Raw genomic sequence first — 20537 nt, 5'->3', positions numbered from 1 at the left:
CCCGCCGGCGCTCACGGCGCGGGCTTGTCCAGCGAGACGCCCTGCGGCGCGCCGAAGATTTGCCGGTAGCTCGCGTAGAACGAGCAGTGCATGATCACCGTCAGTACCACCGACAGCGGCACCATCACCTGCATCGCCAGGTCGCTGCGGCCGAAGATCAGCAACAGGATCTGGCTGGCCAGCACGCTGATGCCGAACCAGGTCAGCGCGAACACGACGAAGGCCTTGAACGAGCGCAGCACGGCGAAAAAGCTGAAGAAGACGGCTTTGCCCACGCTCATGTTTTGCCAGTAGATCAACGGCGCGGCGAAGCAAAACCCCATCGCCGCCGGCACGTACAGCGCAATCGCCAGCAGGATCGCGGCGCCGATGTCGGACTCCTTGACGACGGCCGACTGGCCGTCGATCTGCCCGGTCATCAACTGCCAGAACACGCCGCCGTCGGCCAGCGACGAGGCGCCGATGGCCAGCACCGCCATGCCGATGTACAGCACGCCCAGCGCGAACAGCATCGGAAAGGCCGGCTTGCGAAAACCGCTCAGCAGCAGGTTCGGGAACACCCGCTGGCCCTGCTCGATGTGCCGGCAGCCTTGCAGGAAGGCGACCGAGAATACCGGTACCAGGATCACCGGCAACACCTGGCCGAGCAGCGGCACCACGCTGACGAGCAGCATGCAAAACATATAGCCGAGGAACAGCGTCGACATGCCGCCCGGCTGCTTGCGGAACAGGCCGAAACCTTGTTTGACCCAGAGCCAGCCTGTCATTGCGGGTAGTTTTTCCATCAGAACAGCACCGGTGCCGGGGTGGCGATGCGTTCGCGCAGTATCCGCTCGAAATGCGCCGGATCGTGCGGCGTCAACATTTCCGCCTCGCGCGGCAGGTGGAAGTCGTACAGGCGCGAGAGCCAGAAGCGCAGCGCGGCGGCGCGCAGCATCGGCTGCCACGCGGTTTGCTCGTCGTCGCTGAACGGGCGCACCGCGTGGTAGGCGTCGAGCAGCGCGCGCGCGCGGGCGACGTCGAGCACGCCGGTGTCGAGCGCGATGCACCAGTCGTTGACGGTGACGGCGACGTCGAACAACCAGCTGTCGCAGCCGGCGAAGTAAAAGTCGAAGAAGCCGGTCAGGCGCTCGCCGTCGAACATGACGTTGTTGCGGAACAGGTCGGCGTGCACCGGGCCGCGCGGAATCGCCTTGTAGGCGTCGCAACTGGCGAAGGCGTCCTGGAAGTGCATTTCGGCGCGCAACAGGTGGGCGTTGCTGTCGGACAGGAAGGGCAGCACCTCGGGCGTGGTGGCGTTCCACCAGTCCAGGCCGCGCAGGTTCGGCTGGCGCAGCGGGAAGTCGCGCGCGGCAAGGTGCATCTTGGCCAGCATGGCGCCGACGGCGGCGCAATGGACCGGCCGCGGCGCCATCTGCGAACTGCCGTCGAGCTTGCTGACGATGGCCGCCGGCTTGCCCTGCAGCGCGGCCAGCAGCGCGCCGTCGGCGTTGGCGATCGGCGCCGGCACCAGCACGCCGCGCTCGGCCAGGTGGCGCATCAGGTTCAGATAAAACGGCAACTGCTCGAACGTCAGCTTTTCAAAGATCGTCAGCACAAATTCGCCGCGCTCGGTGTTGATGAAAAAATTGCTGTTCTCAATGCCGGAGGCGATACCTTTGAGCGCCAATGGCTTGCCGAGGGGGAATTGGGTGATCCACTGGCTGACATCGTCCAGGCTGAGCGGGGTAAAAACTGCCATGAGGGAAAAGATAAAAGTGGGTGGGTCGAAAAAAACGCCGCCGCGGCGCCGCTTGCTGCGCCGCGGCGGGACGTCGGTGGCTTACTTGGCGGGCGGCGGCGGCGCGTTGTCGGCCGCTTCCTGTTCTTTCGGGTCTTGCTTTTTCTTGCCCGGGCCAAACTCCATCACCTTCCACTGCGGGCCGCGATTGGCGCTGCCGGTCAGGTCGCCGGGCACGGCGCTGCCGGCCGGGGTGTTCGGCTTGACGTAATACGTGCTCTTGCCGGTGGTGACCTTGACCTCGGTGACCTTGCCCTGCTCGCGCTTCTCGGTGATTTTCTTCTCGGCCGGGGCGGTGACGGTGATGGGCGCGTCGCCGGACTCGTCGAGCTTCTCCAGCTTGGGCGGGGCCGAGCTGGGCGTTTGCGCGCCGGCCGCGGCCGACAACGCCAACAGGGACAGGGCCAGGAATTGCCGGAATATGGATATGCGCATCATGATATGGTATCGCTTCAGTTGGACCGCAAAGAATGGCGTTGTGCTAGTCATTGTAACAAACCGCCACGCCGCATGTTTCAAATGCGTTGAATATGCGCAAAAGCGGCAAAACCGCCGCGCGCCGCGACAACCCTGGGCTCGGGTCGCTATATGGCGCTTTTTTTGCCAGCGAGAATGGGGCGCGGCGCGGGCGGGCGGCGTAAACTCTGCGATAATCGTGTCATTCCAGTACCTTCTTCCGCCCGCACCTTGCGCGGCACATCACTTTTCAATGGCATTATGCAAAAAACCCTGCTGTTAGTTGACGGTTCCAGTTACCTGTATCGCGCCTTCCACGCGCTGCCCGATTTGCGCGGCCCCGGCGGCGTGCCGACCGGCGCCATGCACGGCATGATCAATATGCTGCGCCGCCTGCGCGCCGATTTCCCGGCCGCCTTCATTGCCTGCGTGTTCGACGCCAAGGGCAAGACCTTCCGCGACGAGATGTATTCGGAGTACAAGGCCCAGCGGCCGTCGATGCCGCCCGACCTGGCGCTGCAGATCGAGCCCATCCACCAGGCCGTGAAGGCGATGGGCTGGCCGATCCTGATGGTCGAGGGGGTCGAGGCCGACGACGTCATCGGCACCCTGGCGGTGCAGGCCGCCGCCGCCGGCATGAGCGTGGTGGTGTCGACCGGCGACAAGGATTTGGCCCAGCTGGTCAACGCCCAGGTGACGCTGATCAACACGATGAGCAACGAGACGCTCGACGAGGCGGCCGTGCTGGCCAAGTTCGGCGTGCCGCCGAACCGCATCATCGACTACCTGTCGCTGATCGGCGACGCCGTCGACAACGTGCCGGGCGTGTCCAAGTGCGGTCCGAAGACGGCGCTGAAGTGGCTGGCGGCCTACGACAGCCTGGAGGGCGTGATCGCCAACGCCGCCAGCGTCGGCGGCGCGGTCGGCGAGAACCTGCGCAAGGCGCTCGACTGGCTGCCGCGGGCGCGCGCCCTGATTACCGTCAAGACCGACTGCGACCTGTCCGGCCACATGGTGTCGATCGCCGAGTCGCTGGGGGCGCTGGACGAGGACAAGGCGACCCTGCTGGCGTTCTACGAACAATACGGCTTCAAGTCGCTGCTCCGCGACATCGGCGCCGGCCAGGCGGCGGCCGGCTCGGCGGCGCTGAATTCGCCCACCGGCGACCTGTTCGGCAACGTCGACGCCGAGGCCGCCCCGGCGCAGTATGAAACCGTGCTCACCGAGGCCCAGCTCGACGTCTGGCTGGCGCGCATCGACGCCGCCGCGCTGACCGCGGTCGACACCGAAACGACCTCGCTGGAACCGATGACGGCGCAAATGGTCGGCATGTCGCTGTCGTGCGAGCCGGGCGTGGCCGCCTACATCCCGATGGCCCACCGCTACGCCGGCGCGCCGCAGCAACTGTCGCGCGACTACGTGCTGGGCAAGCTCAAGCCGTGGCTGGAGGACGCCAGCAAGCCCAAGCTGGGGCAGAACCTGAAGTACGACAGCCATATCTTCGCCAACCACGGCGTGGCGCTGCGCGGCATCGCGCACGACACGCTGCTGCAGTCGTACGTGTTCGAGTCGCACAAGACGCACGACATGGACAGCCTGGCGCTGCGCCACCTGAACCGCAAGACCGTTCCCTTCGTCGACGTGTGCGGCAAGGGCGTCAACCAGATCTGCTTCGACCAGGTGGAAATCGGCGTCGCCACCGGCTACGCCGCCGAGGACGCCGACGTCACGCTGTGCCTGCACAAGGCGATGTGGGGCCACGTCGACGGCGACGCCCACCTGACCACGATTTACCGCGACATCGAGATGCCGACCGCGGTGGTGCTGCAAAAGATCGAGCGCAACGGCGTGCTGATCGACGCCGAGCTGTTGAACGTCCAGTCGAACGAGCTGGGCAAGCGCATCCTCGAACTCGAGCAAAAAGCCTACGAGCTGGCCGAGCAGCCGTTCAACCTCGGCTCGCCGAAGCAGATCGGCGAGATTTTCTTCGAGAAGCTGAAACTGCCGGTGATTAAAAAGACCCCGACCGGCGCGCCCTCGACCGACGAGGAGGTGCTGCAAAAGCTGGCCGAGGACTATCCGCTGCCGAAGATCCTGCTGGAATACCGCGGCATGGCCAAGCTGAAGTCGACCTACACCGACAAGCTGCCGAAGATGATCAACGCCGACACCGGCCGCGTCCACACCAACTACGCGCAGGCGGTGGCGGTGACGGGCCGGCTGGCCTCGAACGACCCGAACCTGCAGAATATTCCGATCCGCACCAAGGAGGGCCGGCGCATCCGCGAAGCGTTCATCGCGCCGCCGGGCAGCGTCATCGTCTCGGCCGACTATTCGCAGATCGAATTGCGCATCATGGCGCATATTTCGGGCGACGAGGCGATGTTGCGCGCCTTCGCCGAGGGCGTCGACATCCACCGCGCCACCGCCGCCGAGATCTTCGGCGTGGCGGCCGCCGAGGTGCAGAGCGAGCAGCGCCGCTACGCCAAGGTGATCAACTTCGGGCTGATCTACGGCATGAGCGCCTTCGGCCTGGCCGCTAACCTCGGGGTCGACCGCGCCGCCGCGCAAAGCTATATCGACCGCTACTTCGCCCGCTTCTCCGGCGTCAAGCAATACATGGACGACACCCGCCTGCAGGCGAAGGCGCGCGGCTACGTCGAAACCGTGTTCGGCCGGCGCCTGTGGCTGCCCGAGATCAACTCGCCGAACGGCCCGCGCCGCCAGGGCGCCGAACGGGCCGCGATCAACGCGCCGATGCAGGGCACCGCCGCCGACCTGATCAAGCTGGCGATGATCGCCGTGCAGGGCTGGCTGGAAACGGACGCGCTGCAAACGAAGATGATCATGCAGGTGCACGACGAACTGGTGCTGGAGGTGCCGCAGGCCGAGCTGGCGCTGGTGCGCGAGAAGCTGCCGGCGCTGATGGCCGGCGTGGCGCAACTGAAAGTGCCGCTGACGGCCGAAGTCGGCGTCGGTAAAAATTGGGACGAGGCGCATTAATATAAACCAAGGGCGTAACCCCGGGGTCGGACCTGAAGGTCCGACCCCGGCTCTTGCCCTTGGTTTGACCTGATTCACCACCCACAGGAGGAAACGCATGGATGACTTGCTCAAGGATGGCCACAGTTTGCTCAGCGAGACCGGTCAAGCGGACGGGATCGACCGGCGCGACTTCCTGACAGTGGCGCTGGGCAGCGGTTTCGCCGCCGCCACCTTGCCGGTGGCGGCGCAAAGCCTGATCAAGACCGACGCCACCGGCTTAAGCGCCGGCACCGTCGGCGTCGTGGTGGGCGGCCAGACCGTGCCGGTCTACCGCGCCCAGCCCGACGGCAAAAGCAACTTGCCGGTGATCCTGGTGGTGTCGGAGATTTTCGGCGTGCACGAGCACATCGCCGACGTCGCCCGGCGCTACGCCAAGCAGGGTTATCTGGCGCTGGCGCCGGCATTGTTCGTGCGCCAGGGCGACCCGGGCATGGCCGCCAGCGTCGCCGAGGTGATGAAAGAGATCGTCTCGAAGACGCCGGACCGGCAAGTGATGGCGGACCTGGACGCGGTGGTGGCCTGGGCCGCCAACAACGGCGGCAACGTCGACAAGCTCGGTATCACCGGCTTTTGCTGGGGCGGGCGCATCACCTGGCTGTACGCGGCGCACAACCCGCGCGTCAAGGCGGGCGTGGCCTGGTACGGCCGCCTGGTCGGCGAGTCCAGCCCGATCACCCCGCGCCACCCGGTCGACGTCGCGCCGACCTTGACGGCGCCGGTGCTGGGCCTGTACGGCGGCAAGGACAGCGGCATCGCGCTCGAATCGATTGAAACAATGAAGGCGGCGCTGGCCAAGGGCGGCGCCAAGTCGGCCTTCGTGGTCTACCCGGAGGCCGGCCACGCCTTCAACGCCGACTACCGGCCCAGCTACGTCGAAACCGCCGCCAAGGACGGTTTCGGCCGTTCCCTGGCCTGGTTTCGGGAAAACGGCGTGATCTGACGAACGCGAAGTGCCGCCGGGCTGTAAAATGCCCGGTTTGCGTCGCCGTTTGAGCGCGCACAGCACAGGACAGGGGCGCCGCACGCATCGCGCCCCGGCATAAAAGGTAAGCAAAATCGATCCGATACTCATTTCCATTTTGCTCGCGACGACGATCGCGGGCGTGTTCAGTATTACGGCGGCGGCGATTTTTTCGTTCGCGCTGCTGTCGAAGATGGTCGAGCGCATGGTCAGCCTGTCGGTTGGCATCATGCTGTCGACCTCGCTGCTGCATGCGCTGCCGGAGGCGTTCGAATCGCAGGCGGACCCGCGCAGCCTGTTCGCGACCTTGCTGGCGGGCCTGCTGGCCTTCTTCATGCTGGAGAAATTCGCCATCCTGCGCCACTCGCACCACCACGAGGGCGACGGCCACCACCACGCGCACGGCCACGACAAGCACGAGGCCGGCAAGGCCGGCTGGATGATCCTGGTCGGCGACGGCATGCACAATTTCACCGACGGCATCCTGATCGCGGCGGCCTTCCTGGCCGACCCGAAACTGGGCCTGGTCACCGGCCTGGCCATCATCGCCCATGAAATCCCGCAGGAAATCGGCGACTTCATCGTGCTGCTCAACGCCGGCTTCTCGCGCACCCGCGCCTACGTCTTCAATTTGCTGTGCAGCCTGATGGCGGTGGCCGGCGGCCTGCTCGGCTACTTCACGCTGGACCACGCCAGCCACCTGATCCCGTACGTGCTGGTGTTCGCCTCGTCGGGCTTTATCTACATCGCCGTCAGCGACCTGATGCCGCAAATGCAGCGCCGCGCCACCTTGCGCGAAACCATCCCGCAGATCCTCTTGATCGGGCTGGGCGTGGTCATCGTACTGTTCCTGACGCGCCACAACCACGGCTGAGCGGGCCGGTCGTACGCGGCCGGCCGGACTGCGCATCGCGCCGGCGCGGCTTCCATGCGAATATGCATTTTCAAAAAAAGTTGTTATATTAAGTAATTTATGACTTACAATTAGTAACAAATAAACTTTTGGAGCTTTGCATGTTTTTGAAGAAAACCCTGTGTTGCGCCGCCCTGGCGCTGGCCGCCTTCAATGCCAACGCCGGTGCCGGTCCGCTGTCCATCCAGGACGGCAAGTTCTACAAGGACGGCAAGCCCTTCTACGGCGTCGGCGTCAACTATTTTGACGCCGTCATCCGCAATCCCGCTACGACGCCGACGACCTTGGAAGGACTTCAGATCCTCAGGGCTAACAATATTCCGTTCGTTCGCATCAGCGCGCTCCCTTTCTGGCCCCGGGACCTCAAAGCTGTGTTTAGCCCGACGGACCAAAAGATCTCGCTGGCTTACCATGCGCGCTTGAAGAAGTTCTTGGATGATGCGGCAGCCAATAACATCGGCGTGATCGTGGATGTGTTTTGGAATTGGACGGCAATTGCCGACATGGAAGACGAAGCCATCCCGAAGACGGGAGTCGCGGGAAGTAAAACAATGGAGCGGATGAAGAAGATCACGCTCGAGATCGTCGACGCATACCAGGGCCACAAGGCCGTGTGGGCGTGGGAGTTCTCCAATGAGGCGAGCAGCTTCATGGACCTGACCGAAGTCAAGGGTTATAACAACGGTCGTTATCTGCCGACAGACCCGGCCCTCGGTGCGCCAAATTATTCTCTGCCAATAGACCCGGCTGACAATAAGCCAAAAAGATTGGCAAAGGATAACTTTACCCCGACGACAATTACAGCCGCCGTGCAGCTCTTCGCCGAGACGGTGAGGACGCTGGATAAGACCACGCCTATTTTCAGCGGAAACAATATTCCCCGTGCGAACGCCTACCATATGCGCCACTGGCCAAATTCCTACGTTTCCGATTCCAAGGAGGAGTTTGGCAAGATCCTCGAGGAAAACGATCCGGCACCCGTCGACACCTTCTCCATGCACCTGTATCCGTACTCGGAAGGCACAAAGGAAAAGTATTTTGGCCTGGACGGCGCGACGATTGCGCAGATCATTGGCGCGGCTATGGAGCGTTCGAAATTGGCGGGAAGTAAGCGGCCGTTCTTTTTAGGGGAGTTTGGTGCGGATTCGAATACTATTGCGGCAGGAGGTTTGGGGCCCGACGCGGCGAACGAAAAATTTTTTAAGTTCTCGGAGGTGATCCTCGCTCAACAGGTGCAGATGTCCGCGCTCTGGGTGTACGATTTCAGCTACCAGGACAAGAGCTACAATGTAACCAACAAGCTGCGTAACAACCAGCTCTACGAATTGGCGCGGATGAATGGGCTGATGCGCACCTGGTAAGGGCCTTGCCGCGGCGGCTAGGCTGCCGGCCCGTGTCGCCAGGCGCGTCGCAATGCAGTTAAAAAAAGCTTCTCCGCGGGAAACCGCGCAGAAGCTTTTTTTTCGCCGTTGTCGCCCGCGGCTCAGGCCCCGCTGGCCACCGGCCGCGCCGGGTCGGCGCACCATTCGCTCCACGAGCCCGGGTACAGCGCGGCGCCGTGCAGGCCGGCCACTTCCAGGGCCAGCAGGTTGTGGCAGGCGGTCACGCCGGAGCCGCATTGCATGATGGCGTGTTGCGGCGCGTCGAACAGCGAGAGGAACGCGCGTTTCAGTTCGGCGGCGTCCTTGAAGCGGCCGTCGGCCTGCAGGTTGTCCTTGAAGAAGCGGTTCCGGGCGCCCGGGATGTGGCCGCCGACCGGGTCGATGGTTTCGTTCTCGCCGCGGAAGCGCTCCGGCGCGCGGGCGTCGACCACGGTGTCGGCGCCGCCGTGCAGGTTGGCCAGCACGGCGGCGACGTCGACGGTGCGGGTCAGCGTGTGTTTTTCGACGATGTTGCCGAGCGCGCGCGGCGCCAGCGGCGTCACCAGCGGCAGCTCCCGCGCCTGCCAGGCTGCCAGGCCGCCGTCGAGCACCGCCACCGCCGGGTGGCCGATCCAGCGCAGCAACCACCACAGCCGCGCCGCGAACATGCCGCCGTGGGCGTCGTAGGCCACCACTTGCGAGCCGTCGTTGACGCCCCAGGCGCGCAGGGTGGCGACCAGCGCGTTGCGCTCGGGCAGCGGGTGGCGGCCGCGGAAGGCGCCGTCCGGACCAAGCTTGGCGCCGGACAGGTCGGCGTCGACGCCGGCGAACTGGGCGTTCTGGATGTGGCCGGCGGCGAAGGCGTCGCGCCCGGCGTCCGGGTTCATCAGGTCGTGGCGGCAGTCGAGGATGATCCAGTCCGGGTCGGTCAAATGCTGCGCCAGCGCGTTGGCGCTGATCAGGGTCGTGTGCATCGGCAGTCTCCTTAAACTTCGCTTGCGATGGGATCGGTGCGGGCTATCGCGGCGCCGCGTTCGGTGTTGCGGGTATTGTAATAGGTCGCGGCGATGCCGGAGCAGAGTATCACGCCGATGCCGGCCCAGCCGTGCCAGTCGAAGACGTCGCCGAAGATCAGCACGCCCCAGGCGCTGGAGAAGACGATGCCGGTGTATTGCAGGTTGGCCACCACCAGCGTCTTGCCGAGGCGGTAGGCGCGCGTCATCGCCATTTGCGCCATCGTCGCGCACAGGCCGATGCCCAGCAGCAGCAAGCCGCCCTGCGCGGTGGTGTGGGCGTGCCAGGTCACCGGCCCCAGGCCGGCGCTGGCGATGTTGCCGAACAGCCCGGCGAGGAAGTTGACGATGGAGAAGTAGAAGACCACGCGGTATTCGGGTTCGCCCAGCAGGCCCAGCTTGCGCACCTGCAGGTAGGCCAGCGCCGACAGCATGCCCGACACCAGCGCGGTGAGCGCGCCGGACAGTTGCTGCGATTCGAACACCGGTTGCAGCAGCAGCGTGACGCCGACAAAGCTCATCGCGATGGCGGCCATCAGCGGCCACTCGACGTGGTTCCTGGCGTGCCACCAGCCGGCGCACAGCAGGATCAGGGCCATCCAGATCGGCGCCATGTAGTTGAGCGTCATCGCGGTGGCCAGCGGCAGGATGGCGATGGCGTAAAACCACAGCCACAGCGCGACCACGCCGACGATGCCGCGCCACAGGTGGCCGCCGACGAAGCGCGTTTTGAAGCTGCCGCCCTGGTACAGGATCATGCAGCACATCACCGTCATGCCGACCATGCCGCGGTACATGACGATTTCCGACGTCGAGTACAGGCTCGACGCCAGTTTCACACACACGCCCATGATGGCGAACATAAAGCTGGCAAACAGCATCCACAACGATTGCATGTGATCCTTAGGGGCGGGGTGGGGCGGCGGTGCGCGGCGCTTACAAATCGATCTTGCTGCGGTACCACTCATGGAAATGCTGCATGCCGTCTTCCATCGGCGACTGGTACGGTCCGGCCTCGCTGACGCCGCGGCGCATCAAGACCCGGCGCCCGGCGTCCATGCGCAGCGCGATCTCGTCGTCTTCGACGCAGGTTTCCATGTAGGCGGCGCGCTCGGCTTCGATGAATTCGCGCTCGAACAGCACGATTTCCTCGGGGTAATAGAACTCGACGACGTTGCGCGTCTTTTGCGGGCCGTCCGGCCACAGCGTCGAGACGATCAGCACGTGCGGATACCATTCGACCATGATGTTCGGGTACAGCGTCAGCCAGATCGCGCCATACGGCGGCGGCGTGCCGCCGCGGAACTTCAGCACCTGCTCCTGCCAGCGCTGGTAGACCGGCGAGCCGGACTTGAGCAAGCCCTTGTGCACGCCGACGGTCTGCACGCTGTAGTCGCCGCCGAATTCCCAGCGCAGGTCGTCGCAACTGACGAAGCTGCCCAGGCCCGGGTGGAAGGGCTCGACGTGGTAATCCTCCAGATAGACTTCAATGAAGGTTTTCCAGTTGTAGTTGCACTCGTGCACTTCGACGTGGTCGAACATGTAGGTCGAGAAATCCAGGTCCGGCGCCACCGACAGTTGCTTGAGCTTGTCCATGACGTGGTAGCCGTTCTGCTCGAACAGCAGGCCGTTCCAATTTTGCAAGGGCGTCTTCGACAGGTTCAGGCACGGCGTTTCGGCGAAGTGCGGCGCGCCGATCAGTTCGCCCTTCAAGTCGTAGGTCCAGCGGTGCAGCGGGCAGACGATGTTGTTGGCGTTGCCGCGGCCGTTGAACATCAGCGCCTGGCGGTGGCGGCAGACGTTCGACAGCACCTCGACGCCGTTGGCGTTGCGCACCAGCATGCGACCCTCGTGCTCGGAAGCGAGGGTGGCGAAATCGCCGACGTTCGGCACCATCAGCTCGTGCCCGACGTAGCGCGGGCCGGCTTGGAACAATTGCTGCGTTTCGCGCCGCAGTAGCGCTTCGTCAAAATAGACGTGGACCGGAAGTTGCGCGTTTGACGGCGCCAGCTTGGCGTGAGTTGCCAGATCGGACATCCCAACCCCCCTTCATATGTGCAACAGCCAGAGAGAGAAAGAATCCGCAAAGACCTGAATTCAATGTTTTTGAAACGGTATTTCGGACAGAACCGGCGATTATACCGCGTATCGGCGCTTGCTTTGTCAAAGCGGCCACGTTGCCGCGGCTTTGCGCAAAAAAGCCGGCCGCGCGCGCGCCAATCGGGGGCGCAGATGCGGGCGAATGCGATAAAATCCAGGCTTATTGCCACTTCCGGCCGGGTCCGCCTCGGCCGGCGCGCGCGTGGCGGCGGCGAAGTTTTCACTGATTAGAGTAGTTTGTTCTAAAATAACGTTCTACACTGCGCGGTTCCACCACCGTCGCCCCCTGTGCCGAGAAATTATCTGAGTGCTTATGTCAAAGAAAATACTACCCGTAACCGGCGCGCCGGCCTCGTTTGAAGAAGCGATGGCCGAGTTGGCGCAACTGGTGACGCAAATGGAGGCGGGCCAGTTGCCGCTGGAAGCGTCGGTCGCGGCCTACCAGCGCGGCTCGGAACTGGTCAAATATTGTGCCGCGCAACTCGATAAGGTCGACGCGCAGGTCAAGGTGCTGGAAGGCGATATGCTGAAACCTTTCTCCGACGCTAACGGCGACGAGGCGGCGTCGTGACGGCCGCGGCGGGTTTCGACGATTGGATGAAGACGGTGCAGGCGGGCGTTGAACGCAGCCTGGACGAATTGCTGCCGGGCGCGGGCGCGGTGCCGCACAAATTGCACGACGCCATGCGCTACGCGGCGCTGGGCGGCGGCAAGCGCGTGCGCCCGCTGCTGGTGTACGCGGCCGGCGCGCTGTTCGGCGCCGGCGCGGCGGCCCTGGCGCGGGCGGCGGCGGCGGTCGAGATGGTCCACGTCTACTCGCTGGTGCACGACGACATGCCGTGCATGGACGACGACGCGCTGCGGCGCGGCAAGCCGACCGTGCACGTGGCCTACGACGACGCCACCGCGCTGCTGGTCGGCGACGCGCTGCAGTCGCAGGCGTTTGCCGTGCTGGCCGAGGCCGGCGGCCTGCCGCCGGCGCGCCAGCTGGCGATGCTGGCGTTGCTGGCGCAGGCGTCGGGCACGGCCGGCATGTGCGGCGGCCAGGCGATCGACCTCGACAGCGTCGGCCTGAGCTTGACCCTGGCGCAGCTCGAACAGATGCACCAGTTGAAAACCGGCGCCCTGTTGCGCGCGGCGGTGGTGCTGGGCGCGCTGTGCGGCAAGGACTTGACGGCCGCCGAGCTGGTCGCGCTGAACGCCTACGCGCGGGCGATCGGGCTGGCCTTCCAGGTGGTCGACGACGTGCTCGACGCCACCGCCGATTCGGCCACGCTGGGCAAGACCGCCGGCAAGGACGCGGCGGCCAACAAACCGACCTACGTATCCATTTTGGGCCTGGAGCCATCCAGGGTCTTGGCAGAACAACTACGGCACGAGGCCCACGCGGCGCTCGCGCCGTTCGGCGACGCGGCGTTGCGCTTGCGCGAGCTGGCCGACCTCATCGTGCAGCGGAAGGCATAAATGAAACTGTTAGAAACCATCAATGAACCGGCGGCCGTGCGCAAGCTGGCGCGCTCGCAGCTGACGCCGCTGGCCAACGAACTGCGCCACTACCTGCTCGACTCGGTCTCGAAGACCGGCGGCCACCTGTCGTCGAACCTGGGCACGGTCGAGCTGACGGTGGCGCTGCACTACGTGTTCAACACGCCGCACGACCGCATCGTCTGGGACGTCGGCCACCAGACCTATTCGCACAAGATCCTGACCGGACGGCGCGAGCAGATGCACACGCTGCGCCAGCTGGACGGCATCTCCGGCTTCCCGCGCCGCAGCGAAAGCGAATACGACACCTTCGGCACGGCGCACTCGTCGACGTCGATCTCGGCCGCGCTGGGCATGGCGCAGGCGGCCAAGATCAAGGGCGACCCGCGCCACGCCATCGCCGTCATCGGCGACGGCTCGATGACGGCCGGCATGGCCTTCGAGGCGCTCAACAACGCCGGCGTGCAGGAAGACATCAAGCTGCTGGTGATCCTGAACGACAACGACATGTCGATCTCGCCGCCGGTGGGCGCGCTGAACCGCTACCTGGCGCGGCTGATGTCGGGCCAGTTCTACGCGGCCGCCAAGAACGTCGGCAAGTCGGTGCTGCCCGGCCCGATGCGGGAACTGGCCAAGCGCCTGGAGGAGCACGCCAAGGGCATGGTGATGCCGGCCACGATGTTCGAGGAATTCGGCTTCAACTACATCGGCCCGATCGACGGCCACGACCTCGACTCGCTGATTCCGACGCTGCAAAACCTGAAGCAGCTGAAGGGTCCGCAGTTCCTGCACGTGGTCACCAAGAAGGGCCAGGGCTACAAGCTGGCCGAGGCCGAGCCGGGGCTGTACCACGGCACGCCGAAATTCAACCCGGCCGAGGGCCTCAAGCCCGCCGCCGCCGGCAAGATCACCTACACCGAAGTGTTCGGCAACTGGTTGTGCGACATGGCGGCGAAGGACCCGCGCCTGGTCGGCATCACGCCGGCGATGCGCGAAGGCTCGGGCATGGTCAAGTTCGAGGAGCAGTTCCCCGACCGCTACTTCGACGTCGGCATCGCCGAGCAGCACGCGGTGACGTTTGCCGCCGGCCTGGCCTGCGAGGGCATGAAGCCGGTGGTGGCGATCTACTCGACCTTTTTGCAACGCGCCTACGACCAGCTGATCCACGACGTGGCGCTGCAAAACCTCGACGTCACGTTCGCGCTCGACCGCGCCGGGCTGGTCGGCGCCGACGGCGCGACCCACGCCGGCAATTACGACATCGCCTATCTGCGCTGCATCCCGAACATGGTCGTCATGGCCGCGGCGGACGAAAACGAGTGCCGCCAGATGCTCACCACCGGCTACCAGTACAACGGCCCGGCGGCGATCCGCTACCCGCGCGGCGCCGGCGTTGGCGCGGCGATTCACAAGGAATTCACCACGATCCCGCTGGGCAAGGGCGAAATCAAGCGCCACGGCGCCAAGATCGCCATCCTGGCGTTCGGCACGATGGTCGCGCCTAGCCTGGCCGCGGCCGAGCAGCTCGACGCGACGGTGGCCAACATGCGCTTCGTCAAGCCGCTCGACGTCGAACTGCTGCGCCAGCTGGCGCGCGAGCACGACTACCTGGTGACGGTGGAAGAGGGTTGCATCATGGGCGGCGCCGGCGCGGCGGTGGCCGAGGCGATGGCCGCCGAGGGCATCGTCAAGCCGCTGCTGATGCTGGGCCTGCCGGACAAGTTCATCGACCACGGCGACACCGCCTTGCTGCTGAAAAGCGTCGGCCTGGACGGCGCCGGCATCTGCGCGTCGATCAAGCAGCGCTTCGCCGGCGGCGAGCCGCGGCTGGTGGTCAACAACGGCTGACAAGCGTTTGTGGATTGGCAATAAAAAACGACGCCGTTGCGTCGTTTTTTATTTGGCGCCGGTATTGAACGCGCGCGTCGGCAATGCAAAAAAGTCCACCAGCGGCGCAGAGCCGGGGTCGGACCTGAAGCTCTGAGGCCAGGGTTACGTCCTTGGCTTTGCTACGCCGCCCGGGCGCGCGCGCCGCGGCACAGCAGCTCGGCGAAGCGCGCCGAGTCGATGTTCGAGCCGCAGACGATGAGGGCGACGCGCTTGCCGTCGAGCTTCTCGCGCAGCGGCCCCAGCAGCGCGGCGGTGGCGACCGCGGCGGCCGGCTCGGCCACCAGCTTGGCGTCGCGGAACAGGTGCAGCATGGCGGCGCAGATCGCGTCGTCGCCGACCCGCACCACCTCGTCGACGAAGCGGCGGCACACGCCGAAGCTGTAGGCCATCGAGTACGGCGCGCACAGGCTGTCGGCGACGCTGTCGACCCGCTCCAGCGTTTCCGGCCGGCCCGACTGGAAGCTGCGGTACAGCGCGTCGGCGCCGAACGGTTCCACGCCGTATACCGCGCAGTGCGGGTTGAGCTGTTTGACGGCGGCGGCGATGCCGCCGCACAGGCCGCCGCCGCCCACCGGCACCACCACCGCGTCCAGTCCGGGCACTTGCTCCATCAACTCCAGGCCGACGGTGGCGGTGCCCTGCGCCGTCAGCGCGCCGTCGTACGGGTGCAGCATGGCGCGGCCCTCGTCGCGCTCGATGCGCTGGCCGAGCGCGAACGCCTGGTGCATGTCGGGCATCAATATCACGTCGGCGCCGAGATCTTTGCAAGCGGCGATGCGGGCCGGCAGCGCGTGTTGCGGCAGCACCACCTTGATGCCGCAGCCGGCCAGTTTGGCGGCGTAGGACGCGGCGATGGCGTGGTTGCCGGCGCTGACGGCGACCACGCCGCGGCGCAGCGCCGCCGGGTCGAGCGCGGCGATGCAGTTGAGCGCGCCGCGCAATTTGAAGGTGCCGGTTTTTTGGAACAGTTCCAGCTTCAGCCACACCTCGCTGGCGGGGCTCAAAGCCTCTTCGACGATGCCGGTTTGCCAGCGCCAGACCGGCGTGTGGAGGATTTGTCCGCTCAGGCGGTTGGCGGTGCGGCGGATTTGTTCAAGGCTGGGATAGGCGAGTTCGGCCGGGCTTGGCGCGCAAGTAAGCATTGGTGTTCTCCATAGAATAGACGAGGGAAGGCGTCGACGACGCGTCGCTGCTCGGGGCGCCGAGCACCGGCGACGCCGTAGCTCAGCGACCCTGACTAATTCGAATAATGGAGACGGCGGAAACGCGGATGAAGGACACGCGCGCGCAGGCACGACCGCCGAACGCCGCTGCGCCAGGGCCGGTGGCGGCGCTGCGGGGGCGGTTCGAGACGGAAGAATTTGGCGTGTTCATGCGCCTAATCATGCCAAAGAAACAGCGCTGTGGCAAGCTTTATACAGGATTTCCGACCTCTGCCGGAGACCGTGGTTTATGCATCGGAAATGTGTGTATTCGCGTATATTGAGGCGGCCAGAACGTATATGATATTGCCATAAATAAATTCGAAAAACGCTGTTTCGGCCACGGGCATGAAGGTTGTTTTTTGAACTCGAACCATGTTTTTTTACATTAAGAGCCCAAATATGTTACTTACCCATCAAGAGGTTGTCTTCCGGGTTTTGATGGACCAGGAAGAGCAGTACGCCATCTGGCCGGAGCGCAAGGCCATCCCCGATGGCTGGACGGATATTGGTGTTACTGGATGCAAGCAAGACTGTCTCGACCATGTCGACCTGGCTTGGCTGGAATTGTGCCCGCACAGCGGCCTGCACTTCATGGAGCAGCGCGCGGGGACGCTGACGGCGCACTAAACGCCGAGCGCCGAGCGCCGAACGCCGGTGGCCTCGCGGCCACCGGCGTCTATTTTTTTCCTATCGGATCAGGGCGCCGGCGATCAAATCGGCGTAGCAACAACTTCCGCCCTACGACGCTTTTGGCGGGCTGCGCCTTGCGCTTTCTTTTGACTTCAAGGCGGTATCGAGCAACTTGTCGTTGCCGTAGATATCGTTGAAGAAATACACCTTGCCATCGTTCTTGGCGATCACGGTGCCGTAGGCGATCACCACCGGCAGCGGGCGCTGTAGCCGTATTGTGTGGGACTTGCCGCTGCCCATCGCGTCGCGGATGCGCTGCTCGGTCCATTCGGCTTGGTCCTGCAGCACGAATTTCGCCAGCGCGACCGGATCTTCGACGCGGATGCAACCATGGCTCAGGTCGCGCCGGTCGCGTTTGAACAGCGGCACCGCCGGCGTGTGGTGCAGATAGATGTTGTCGCTGTTGGGGAAGATGAACTTGATGTCGCCCAGCGCGTTCATCGGCCCCGGCCGCTGGCGGATGCGCAATTCGCCGCGCATCACGGCATCCAGGTTGGCCGCCGACAACTGCGGCACGGTGGTGCCGGCGGCGCTGACGAATTCCAGGCCCTGCTTGCTGAAGTGGGCCGGGTCGCGGCGCAGCCGCGGCACGGTTTCCGCCTTCGCGATCGACGGCGGAATATTCCAGTACGGGCTAAATTCAATGTTGAGCATGTCTTTGACGAACAGCGGCGTGCGCGTGTCGAGCGCCTTGCCAACGATGACGTTCATGCGCAGTTGAGCGCCGCCATCCTTCACCTCGTAGGCGCGCAGCACGAACTCCGGCACGTTGACGACGATCATCCGTTCGCCCAGCAGCAGCGGGGTCCAGCGCAGGCGTTCCAGCGTCAGTTCGATTTGCCGGATGCGCGCCGCCGGCGAGGTGTTGAGCTGCACCAGGGTGCCCTTGCCGACGACGCCGTCGGCGGCCAGGCCGTGGCGCAGTTGGAAGGCTTTGACGCCGTCGACCAGGGCGTCGCGGTACTGCGCGCCGCCTTTCGCGTCCGCCGGCAAGTCGCCCAGTGCGCTCAGCCGCCGCGCCAGGTCGGCGGCGCCGGCGTAGGCCTGGCCGGGTGCCAATTTGCCGCCGGCGGGGGCGGGCAGGGGTTGTTGCAAGGCCGGGTGCGCGCCCAGCGCGCGGTATTGTTGCAGCGCCTGGCGCAAGCCCGCGTACAGCGGCAGTTGCGGCGCCGCGGCCCGCACCGCGGCCGGCAGCGTGTGCGTGGCGACGGCGTCGGCGACATAGCTGGCCGGGTCCAGTTGCTTCGTCGGCAAGGCGAACGCGGCGTGGACGTCGCGCGGATTGATCCTGCCGAAATGCAAGTCGGAGACGTAGCGTTTCATGGCCGCGCTCAGCGTCCGCGCCAGGCTGGCCTGTTCCGCGCCAGTCAATGGCGCCGCGGCGCCCAAGGCGCGCGCCAGCATGTCGACCTGGTAATCGTCGGGATTGAGGCCGTCGGCCGGGGCCGATTGCAAAATCGCCAGCGCCTCGCCGGCCTCGGCGCTGGGACGGCCGTCGACAAACCAGGCCGCGCCGCCCTCGGCGCGCGCGTTGCCGGCGTTGGCCAGCAGGAAGGCGCTGAGTACCACCCCGGCGCCGCGACCGCGCCAACTGCGTAAATCCATTGCTTGTATCATTTTCACTCGTATTATTTACAGGTGCGCCAGCTTTACCAGGTGCGTACCCTGCCGATGTCGACGTGGACGAAGTCCGATTCGGGATAGTAGCCGACGCCGCCGCCTTGCAGGGCGATGGCGGCGCGGCGCACGTCGGCCAAGTCGCGGCCCGGCACGCGGACGTCAATCGCCAGGCCGTCCATGTGCAGGCTGCGCGTGGCGACGCCGCTGTGTTTGTTTTTCTTTTGCAGCATGGCGTTGGTGGCCGGCGAACGGTAGCCGGAAATGACCTGGAAGCGTTCCTGCGTGTCGAGCGCGGACGAGAGCAGGAACAGCAGGTCCAGCAGGCCCTTGTTCATGTCACCGACCTGGTTGGAGCGGTGGTCGCGCAGCAGGCGGCTGACTTCGCTCAACCCGTCCGGCTGGTAGATGCCGTCGGCCCAGTAGACGGTGTTCGATTGCTCGCCGGTGTGGGTGTTGTACAGGCGCAGGGTGCGTTCCGGCGCGTTGGACGGCGGAACGGCCGCCATCGCCTTGCCGCCCATGGCGCTGGCCAGCGCCATGCCGCCGGTTTGCAAAAACCGGCGGCGCGGCGGCGCCGGCGTGTCGAACGAGGCGGCGGCGCGCCGGTTTGGATTGAATATAGTCATCGTATTCCCCTTGGTGTGCACCCGGCCCGATAGCCCCGTGCGGTGCTTATCCGCGCTTGCGTTCGTGCTGCCACAGGACGTCGCCGCCGCCGCCGAAGCGGTTGAGTACGCGCGAGAGCACGAACAGCAGGTCGGACAGGCGGTTGACGTATTGGCGCGGGTGGTCGTGAATGGTTTCGGCGTTGCCCAGCGCGACGATGCTGCGCTCGGCGCGGCGGCAGATGGTGCGGCAGATGTGCGCGATCGACGCCGCCCGCGAGCCGGCCGGCAGGATGAACTCGGTCAGCGCCGGCAAGTCGGCGTTGTATTTTTCCAGCAGATCGTCGAGGCGGCCCACGTGCACTTCGGTAATTAACTGGTAGCCGGGGATGCAGATTTCGCCGCCGAGGTCGAACAGGTCGTGCTGGATACCCACCAGTTCGTCGCGCAGCGGCTCCGGCATGGTTTCGCACAGCAGCAGGCCGATGTGGGAGTTCAACTCGTCGACGTCGCCCATTGCGTGCACGCGCACGCTGTCCTTGCTGGTGCGGCTGCCGTCGCCCAAGCCGGTGCTGCCGTTGTCGCCGGTGCGGGTGGCGATTTTAGAAAGGCGATTGCCCATGCTCGATCCTGTTCGGTGGAAGAATGAAGCGAGGATACGTCAAATCGTCGGCCCTGTGGTGAATCCGGCTGCGGTGCAGGCCTTCCCCGGCCTGTCGACGGCGCGCTGTCGGGGCAATCCACCCAAGTTAGGGATTTTCCAACCTTTTAACATGGTTTTTGGATCATGTGCTTGTGCGGCTTCGGCCTGGTTTTGCGTGTTTTGGATAGATTTTCCCGATGGATGTGTGTCCGTTTCGCAATCAGGCGCAGCACCTCGCGCAGTAACTTCGCCACCTTTTTTCCGAGCAGAAGGGCCGGCAACAATGGTTTGAGGGCGGTATGCGCATAGGCGTGGTTGATGCGCTCGGCTGCGCGCAGGTCGGCGCTGTCGTGGGCTGTCAAGGCCGCCAGGGTTTGCAAGTTATCGCACATGATTTTGGCGGCGACGTCCTGCACCACGGCTTGCTGGGACAGGCCNGACACATGCTCCAAATTGAGNCGATGCTTGAGCCGCTTGAAGGCTTCCTCGATACGCCAGCGCTTGTGGTAGAGGTCGCCGAAGCCGTCGGCGGGAAAGCGCGCGCTGTCGAACAAATTGGTCATCAACACCCGCACCTTGCCGTTCGGCGCGACATGGCGGACGAGGCGCNCCTGCTGGGGNTCTCGGGGGCATTCATAATCGTCGGCGTCGCGCCGGTCGGGCGCGCGCAGCATGACGAGCTGCTCGCTCAGACCGGAGCGCAGGAAGTCGCGCACGCAGGGAAAGCCGCCGTTGCCGGCCTTCTCGACGCGCATGCAGAACGCAATGTG

At 65.1% G+C, this 20537-nt stretch carries 19 protein-coding genes; 8 read left to right on the top strand and 11 right to left on the bottom strand.

Going from position 1 to position 20537, the window contains the following annotated elements; translation table 11 throughout:
• Window positions 1-11: 11 nt before the first annotated feature.
• The 3 genes from JANGC3_RS0125450 to JANGC3_RS0125440 all read right to left on the bottom strand — a co-directional run bounded on the left by JANGC3_RS0125450 (window position 12) and on the right by JANGC3_RS0125440 (window position 2218).
• Window positions 12-767: a BPSS1780 family membrane protein gene (locus JANGC3_RS0125450; RefSeq protein WP_017879318.1), complete on the bottom strand. Its 756-nt coding sequence runs from the start codon at window positions 765-767 to the stop codon at window positions 12-14.
• A 17-nt stretch (window positions 768-784) separates the two neighbouring features.
• Complete coding sequence (locus tag JANGC3_RS0125445; protein WP_017879317.1) at window positions 785-1741, bottom strand: homoserine kinase; 957 nt, start codon at window positions 1739-1741, stop codon at window positions 785-787.
• Window positions 1742-1822: 81 nt separating this feature from the next.
• The gene (locus tag JANGC3_RS0125440; protein WP_017879316.1) at window positions 1823-2218 is read right to left on the bottom strand and encodes a DUF2782 domain-containing protein; all 396 of its coding nucleotides are present in this window, start codon (window positions 2216-2218) and stop codon (window positions 1823-1825) included.
• A 279-nt stretch (window positions 2219-2497) separates the two neighbouring features.
• Between JANGC3_RS0125440 and polA the strand changes: the two genes are divergently transcribed.
• The 4 genes from polA (at window position 2498) to JANGC3_RS0125420 (ending at window position 8516) form a co-directional block, all read left to right on the top strand.
• Complete coding sequence (gene polA / locus JANGC3_RS0125435) at window positions 2498-5239, top strand: DNA polymerase I (RefSeq protein WP_017879315.1); 2742 nt, start codon at window positions 2498-2500, stop codon at window positions 5237-5239.
• A 97-nt stretch (window positions 5240-5336) separates the two neighbouring features.
• Window positions 5337-6221: a dienelactone hydrolase family protein gene (locus tag JANGC3_RS0125430; protein WP_017879314.1), complete on the top strand. Its 885-nt coding sequence runs from the start codon at window positions 5337-5339 to the stop codon at window positions 6219-6221.
• A gap of 139 nt (window positions 6222-6360) precedes the next feature.
• Complete coding sequence (locus JANGC3_RS0125425; protein ID WP_017879313.1) at window positions 6361-7116, top strand: ZIP family metal transporter; 756 nt, start codon at window positions 6361-6363, stop codon at window positions 7114-7116.
• A 140-nt stretch (window positions 7117-7256) separates the two neighbouring features.
• Complete coding sequence (locus JANGC3_RS0125420; protein WP_157407012.1) at window positions 7257-8516, top strand: cellulase family glycosylhydrolase; 1260 nt, start codon at window positions 7257-7259, stop codon at window positions 8514-8516.
• 122 nt (window positions 8517-8638) lie between these two features.
• On the opposite strand, the gene JANGC3_RS0125415 is transcribed toward JANGC3_RS0125420, so the two are convergent.
• Genes JANGC3_RS0125415 through JANGC3_RS0125405 form a run of 3 tightly spaced genes read right to left on the bottom strand, consistent with a single transcriptional unit; the run spans window position 8639 to window position 11566 of the window.
• The gene (locus tag JANGC3_RS0125415; protein ID WP_017879311.1) at window positions 8639-9490 is read right to left on the bottom strand and encodes a sulfurtransferase; all 852 of its coding nucleotides are present in this window, start codon (window positions 9488-9490) and stop codon (window positions 8639-8641) included.
• 11 nt (window positions 9491-9501) lie between these two features.
• Complete coding sequence (locus JANGC3_RS0125410) at window positions 9502-10425, bottom strand: DMT family transporter (protein WP_017879310.1); 924 nt, start codon at window positions 10423-10425, stop codon at window positions 9502-9504.
• Window positions 10426-10465: 40 nt separating this feature from the next.
• The gene (locus tag JANGC3_RS0125405) at window positions 10466-11566 is read right to left on the bottom strand and encodes an aromatic ring-hydroxylating oxygenase subunit alpha (RefSeq protein ID WP_017879309.1); all 1101 of its coding nucleotides are present in this window, start codon (window positions 11564-11566) and stop codon (window positions 10466-10468) included.
• A gap of 376 nt (window positions 11567-11942) precedes the next feature.
• Here JANGC3_RS0125405 and JANGC3_RS0125400 point away from each other — a divergent pair, with 376 nt between their 5' ends.
• The 3 genes from JANGC3_RS0125400 to dxs are packed head-to-tail and all read left to right on the top strand — an operon-like array spanning window position 11943 to window position 14962.
• Window positions 11943-12200 carry an exodeoxyribonuclease VII small subunit gene (locus JANGC3_RS0125400; protein WP_017879308.1) on the top strand — a complete coding sequence of 86 codons (258 nt, stop codon included), beginning with the start codon at window positions 11943-11945 and terminating at the stop codon, window positions 12198-12200.
• 26 nt (window positions 12201-12226) lie between these two features.
• Window positions 12227-13093 carry a polyprenyl synthetase family protein gene (locus tag JANGC3_RS0125395; protein ID WP_035789117.1) on the top strand — a complete coding sequence of 289 codons (867 nt, stop codon included), beginning with the start codon at window positions 12227-12229 and terminating at the stop codon, window positions 13091-13093.
• The gene (dxs, locus tag JANGC3_RS0125390; RefSeq protein WP_017879306.1) at window positions 13094-14962 is read left to right on the top strand and encodes a 1-deoxy-D-xylulose-5-phosphate synthase; all 1869 of its coding nucleotides are present in this window, start codon (window positions 13094-13096) and stop codon (window positions 14960-14962) included. It begins immediately after the preceding gene.
• A gap of 161 nt (window positions 14963-15123) precedes the next feature.
• Here dxs and JANGC3_RS0125385 read toward each other — a convergent pair whose 3' ends face one another.
• On the bottom strand, window positions 15124-16146 hold the full coding sequence (locus JANGC3_RS0125385; RefSeq protein WP_017879305.1) for a threonine ammonia-lyase: 1023 nt from the start codon (window positions 16144-16146) through the stop codon (window positions 15124-15126).
• 462 nt (window positions 16147-16608) lie between these two features.
• Here JANGC3_RS0125385 and JANGC3_RS0125380 point away from each other — a divergent pair, with 462 nt between their 5' ends.
• Entirely contained in the window at window positions 16609-16836 is a 228-nt protein-coding gene (locus tag JANGC3_RS0125380) for an MbtH family NRPS accessory protein (protein ID WP_026133511.1), read from the top strand.
• A 111-nt stretch (window positions 16837-16947) separates the two neighbouring features.
• Here the strand turns inward: JANGC3_RS0125380 and JANGC3_RS0125375 are convergent, their stop codons facing one another.
• From JANGC3_RS0125375 to JANGC3_RS0125360, 4 genes are all read right to left on the bottom strand, one after another.
• Entirely contained in the window at window positions 16948-18504 is a 1557-nt protein-coding gene (locus JANGC3_RS0125375) for a L,D-transpeptidase family protein (protein ID WP_081612038.1), read from the bottom strand.
• Between the two features lie 44 nt (window positions 18505-18548).
• Complete coding sequence (locus JANGC3_RS0125370; protein WP_017879302.1) at window positions 18549-19145, bottom strand: DUF882 domain-containing protein; 597 nt, start codon at window positions 19143-19145, stop codon at window positions 18549-18551.
• Window positions 19146-19191: 46 nt separating this feature from the next.
• Window positions 19192-19746, bottom strand: coding sequence for a cob(I)yrinic acid a,c-diamide adenosyltransferase (locus JANGC3_RS0125365; RefSeq protein WP_017879301.1), 555 nt, complete (start codon window positions 19744-19746; stop codon window positions 19192-19194).
• A gap of 146 nt (window positions 19747-19892) precedes the next feature.
• Window positions 19893-20330, bottom strand: a complete 438-nt coding sequence (locus tag JANGC3_RS0125360) for a transposase (RefSeq protein WP_442905270.1) — start codon at window positions 20328-20330, stop codon at window positions 19893-19895.
• Window positions 20331-20537 lie beyond the last annotated feature (207 nt).

The organism is Janthinobacterium sp. CG3 (genome assembly GCF_000344615.1).
Classification (GTDB): Bacteria; Pseudomonadota; Gammaproteobacteria; order Burkholderiales; family Burkholderiaceae_D; genus Janthinobacterium.
Note: the sequence above shows the minus strand (reverse complement) of the source record. Positions and strands in the feature narration are given on the sequence as shown.

What these genes read in the sequence shown, in the direction of transcription:
- polA (WP_017879315.1), top strand. Translation starts at nt 2,498, where the DNA reads ATGCAAAAAACCCTGCTGTTAGTTGACGGTTCCAGTTACCTGTATCGC.
- JANGC3_RS0125395 (WP_035789117.1), top strand. Translation starts at nt 12,227, where the DNA reads ATGAAGACGGTGCAGGCGGGCGTTGAACGCAGCCTGGACGAATTGCTG.
- JANGC3_RS0125380 (WP_026133511.1), top strand. Translation starts at nt 16,609, where the DNA reads ATGTTACTTACCCATCAAGAGGTTGTCTTCCGGGTTTTGATGGACCAG.
- JANGC3_RS0125440 (WP_017879316.1), bottom strand. Translation starts at nt 2,218, where the DNA reads ATGATGCGCATATCCATATTCCGGCAATTCCTGGCCCTGTCCCTGTTG.
- JANGC3_RS0125445 (WP_017879317.1), bottom strand. Translation starts at nt 1,741, where the DNA reads ATGGCAGTTTTTACCCCGCTCAGCCTGGACGATGTCAGCCAGTGGATC.
- dxs (WP_017879306.1), top strand. Translation starts at nt 13,094, where the DNA reads ATGAAACTGTTAGAAACCATCAATGAACCGGCGGCCGTGCGCAAGCTG.
- JANGC3_RS0125375 (WP_081612038.1), bottom strand. Translation starts at nt 18,504, where the DNA reads ATGGATTTACGCAGTTGGCGCGGTCGCGGCGCCGGGGTGGTACTCAGC.
- JANGC3_RS0125385 (WP_017879305.1), bottom strand. Translation starts at nt 16,146, where the DNA reads ATGCTTACTTGCGCGCCAAGCCCGGCCGAACTCGCCTATCCCAGCCTT.
- JANGC3_RS0125365 (WP_017879301.1), bottom strand. Translation starts at nt 19,746, where the DNA reads ATGGGCAATCGCCTTTCTAAAATCGCCACCCGCACCGGCGACAACGGC.
- JANGC3_RS0125415 (WP_017879311.1), bottom strand. Translation starts at nt 9,490, where the DNA reads ATGCACACGACCCTGATCAGCGCCAACGCGCTGGCGCAGCATTTGACC.
- JANGC3_RS0125370 (WP_017879302.1), bottom strand. Translation starts at nt 19,145, where the DNA reads ATGACTATATTCAATCCAAACCGGCGCGCCGCCGCCTCGTTCGACACG.
- JANGC3_RS0125405 (WP_017879309.1), bottom strand. Translation starts at nt 11,566, where the DNA reads ATGTCCGATCTGGCAACTCACGCCAAGCTGGCGCCGTCAAACGCGCAA.
- JANGC3_RS0125450 (WP_017879318.1), bottom strand. Translation starts at nt 767, where the DNA reads ATGACAGGCTGGCTCTGGGTCAAACAAGGTTTCGGCCTGTTCCGCAAG.
- JANGC3_RS0125420 (WP_157407012.1), top strand. Translation starts at nt 7,257, where the DNA reads ATGTTTTTGAAGAAAACCCTGTGTTGCGCCGCCCTGGCGCTGGCCGCC.
- JANGC3_RS0125400 (WP_017879308.1), top strand. Translation starts at nt 11,943, where the DNA reads ATGTCAAAGAAAATACTACCCGTAACCGGCGCGCCGGCCTCGTTTGAA.
- JANGC3_RS0125410 (WP_017879310.1), bottom strand. Translation starts at nt 10,425, where the DNA reads ATGCAATCGTTGTGGATGCTGTTTGCCAGCTTTATGTTCGCCATCATG.
- JANGC3_RS0125430 (WP_017879314.1), top strand. Translation starts at nt 5,337, where the DNA reads ATGGATGACTTGCTCAAGGATGGCCACAGTTTGCTCAGCGAGACCGGT.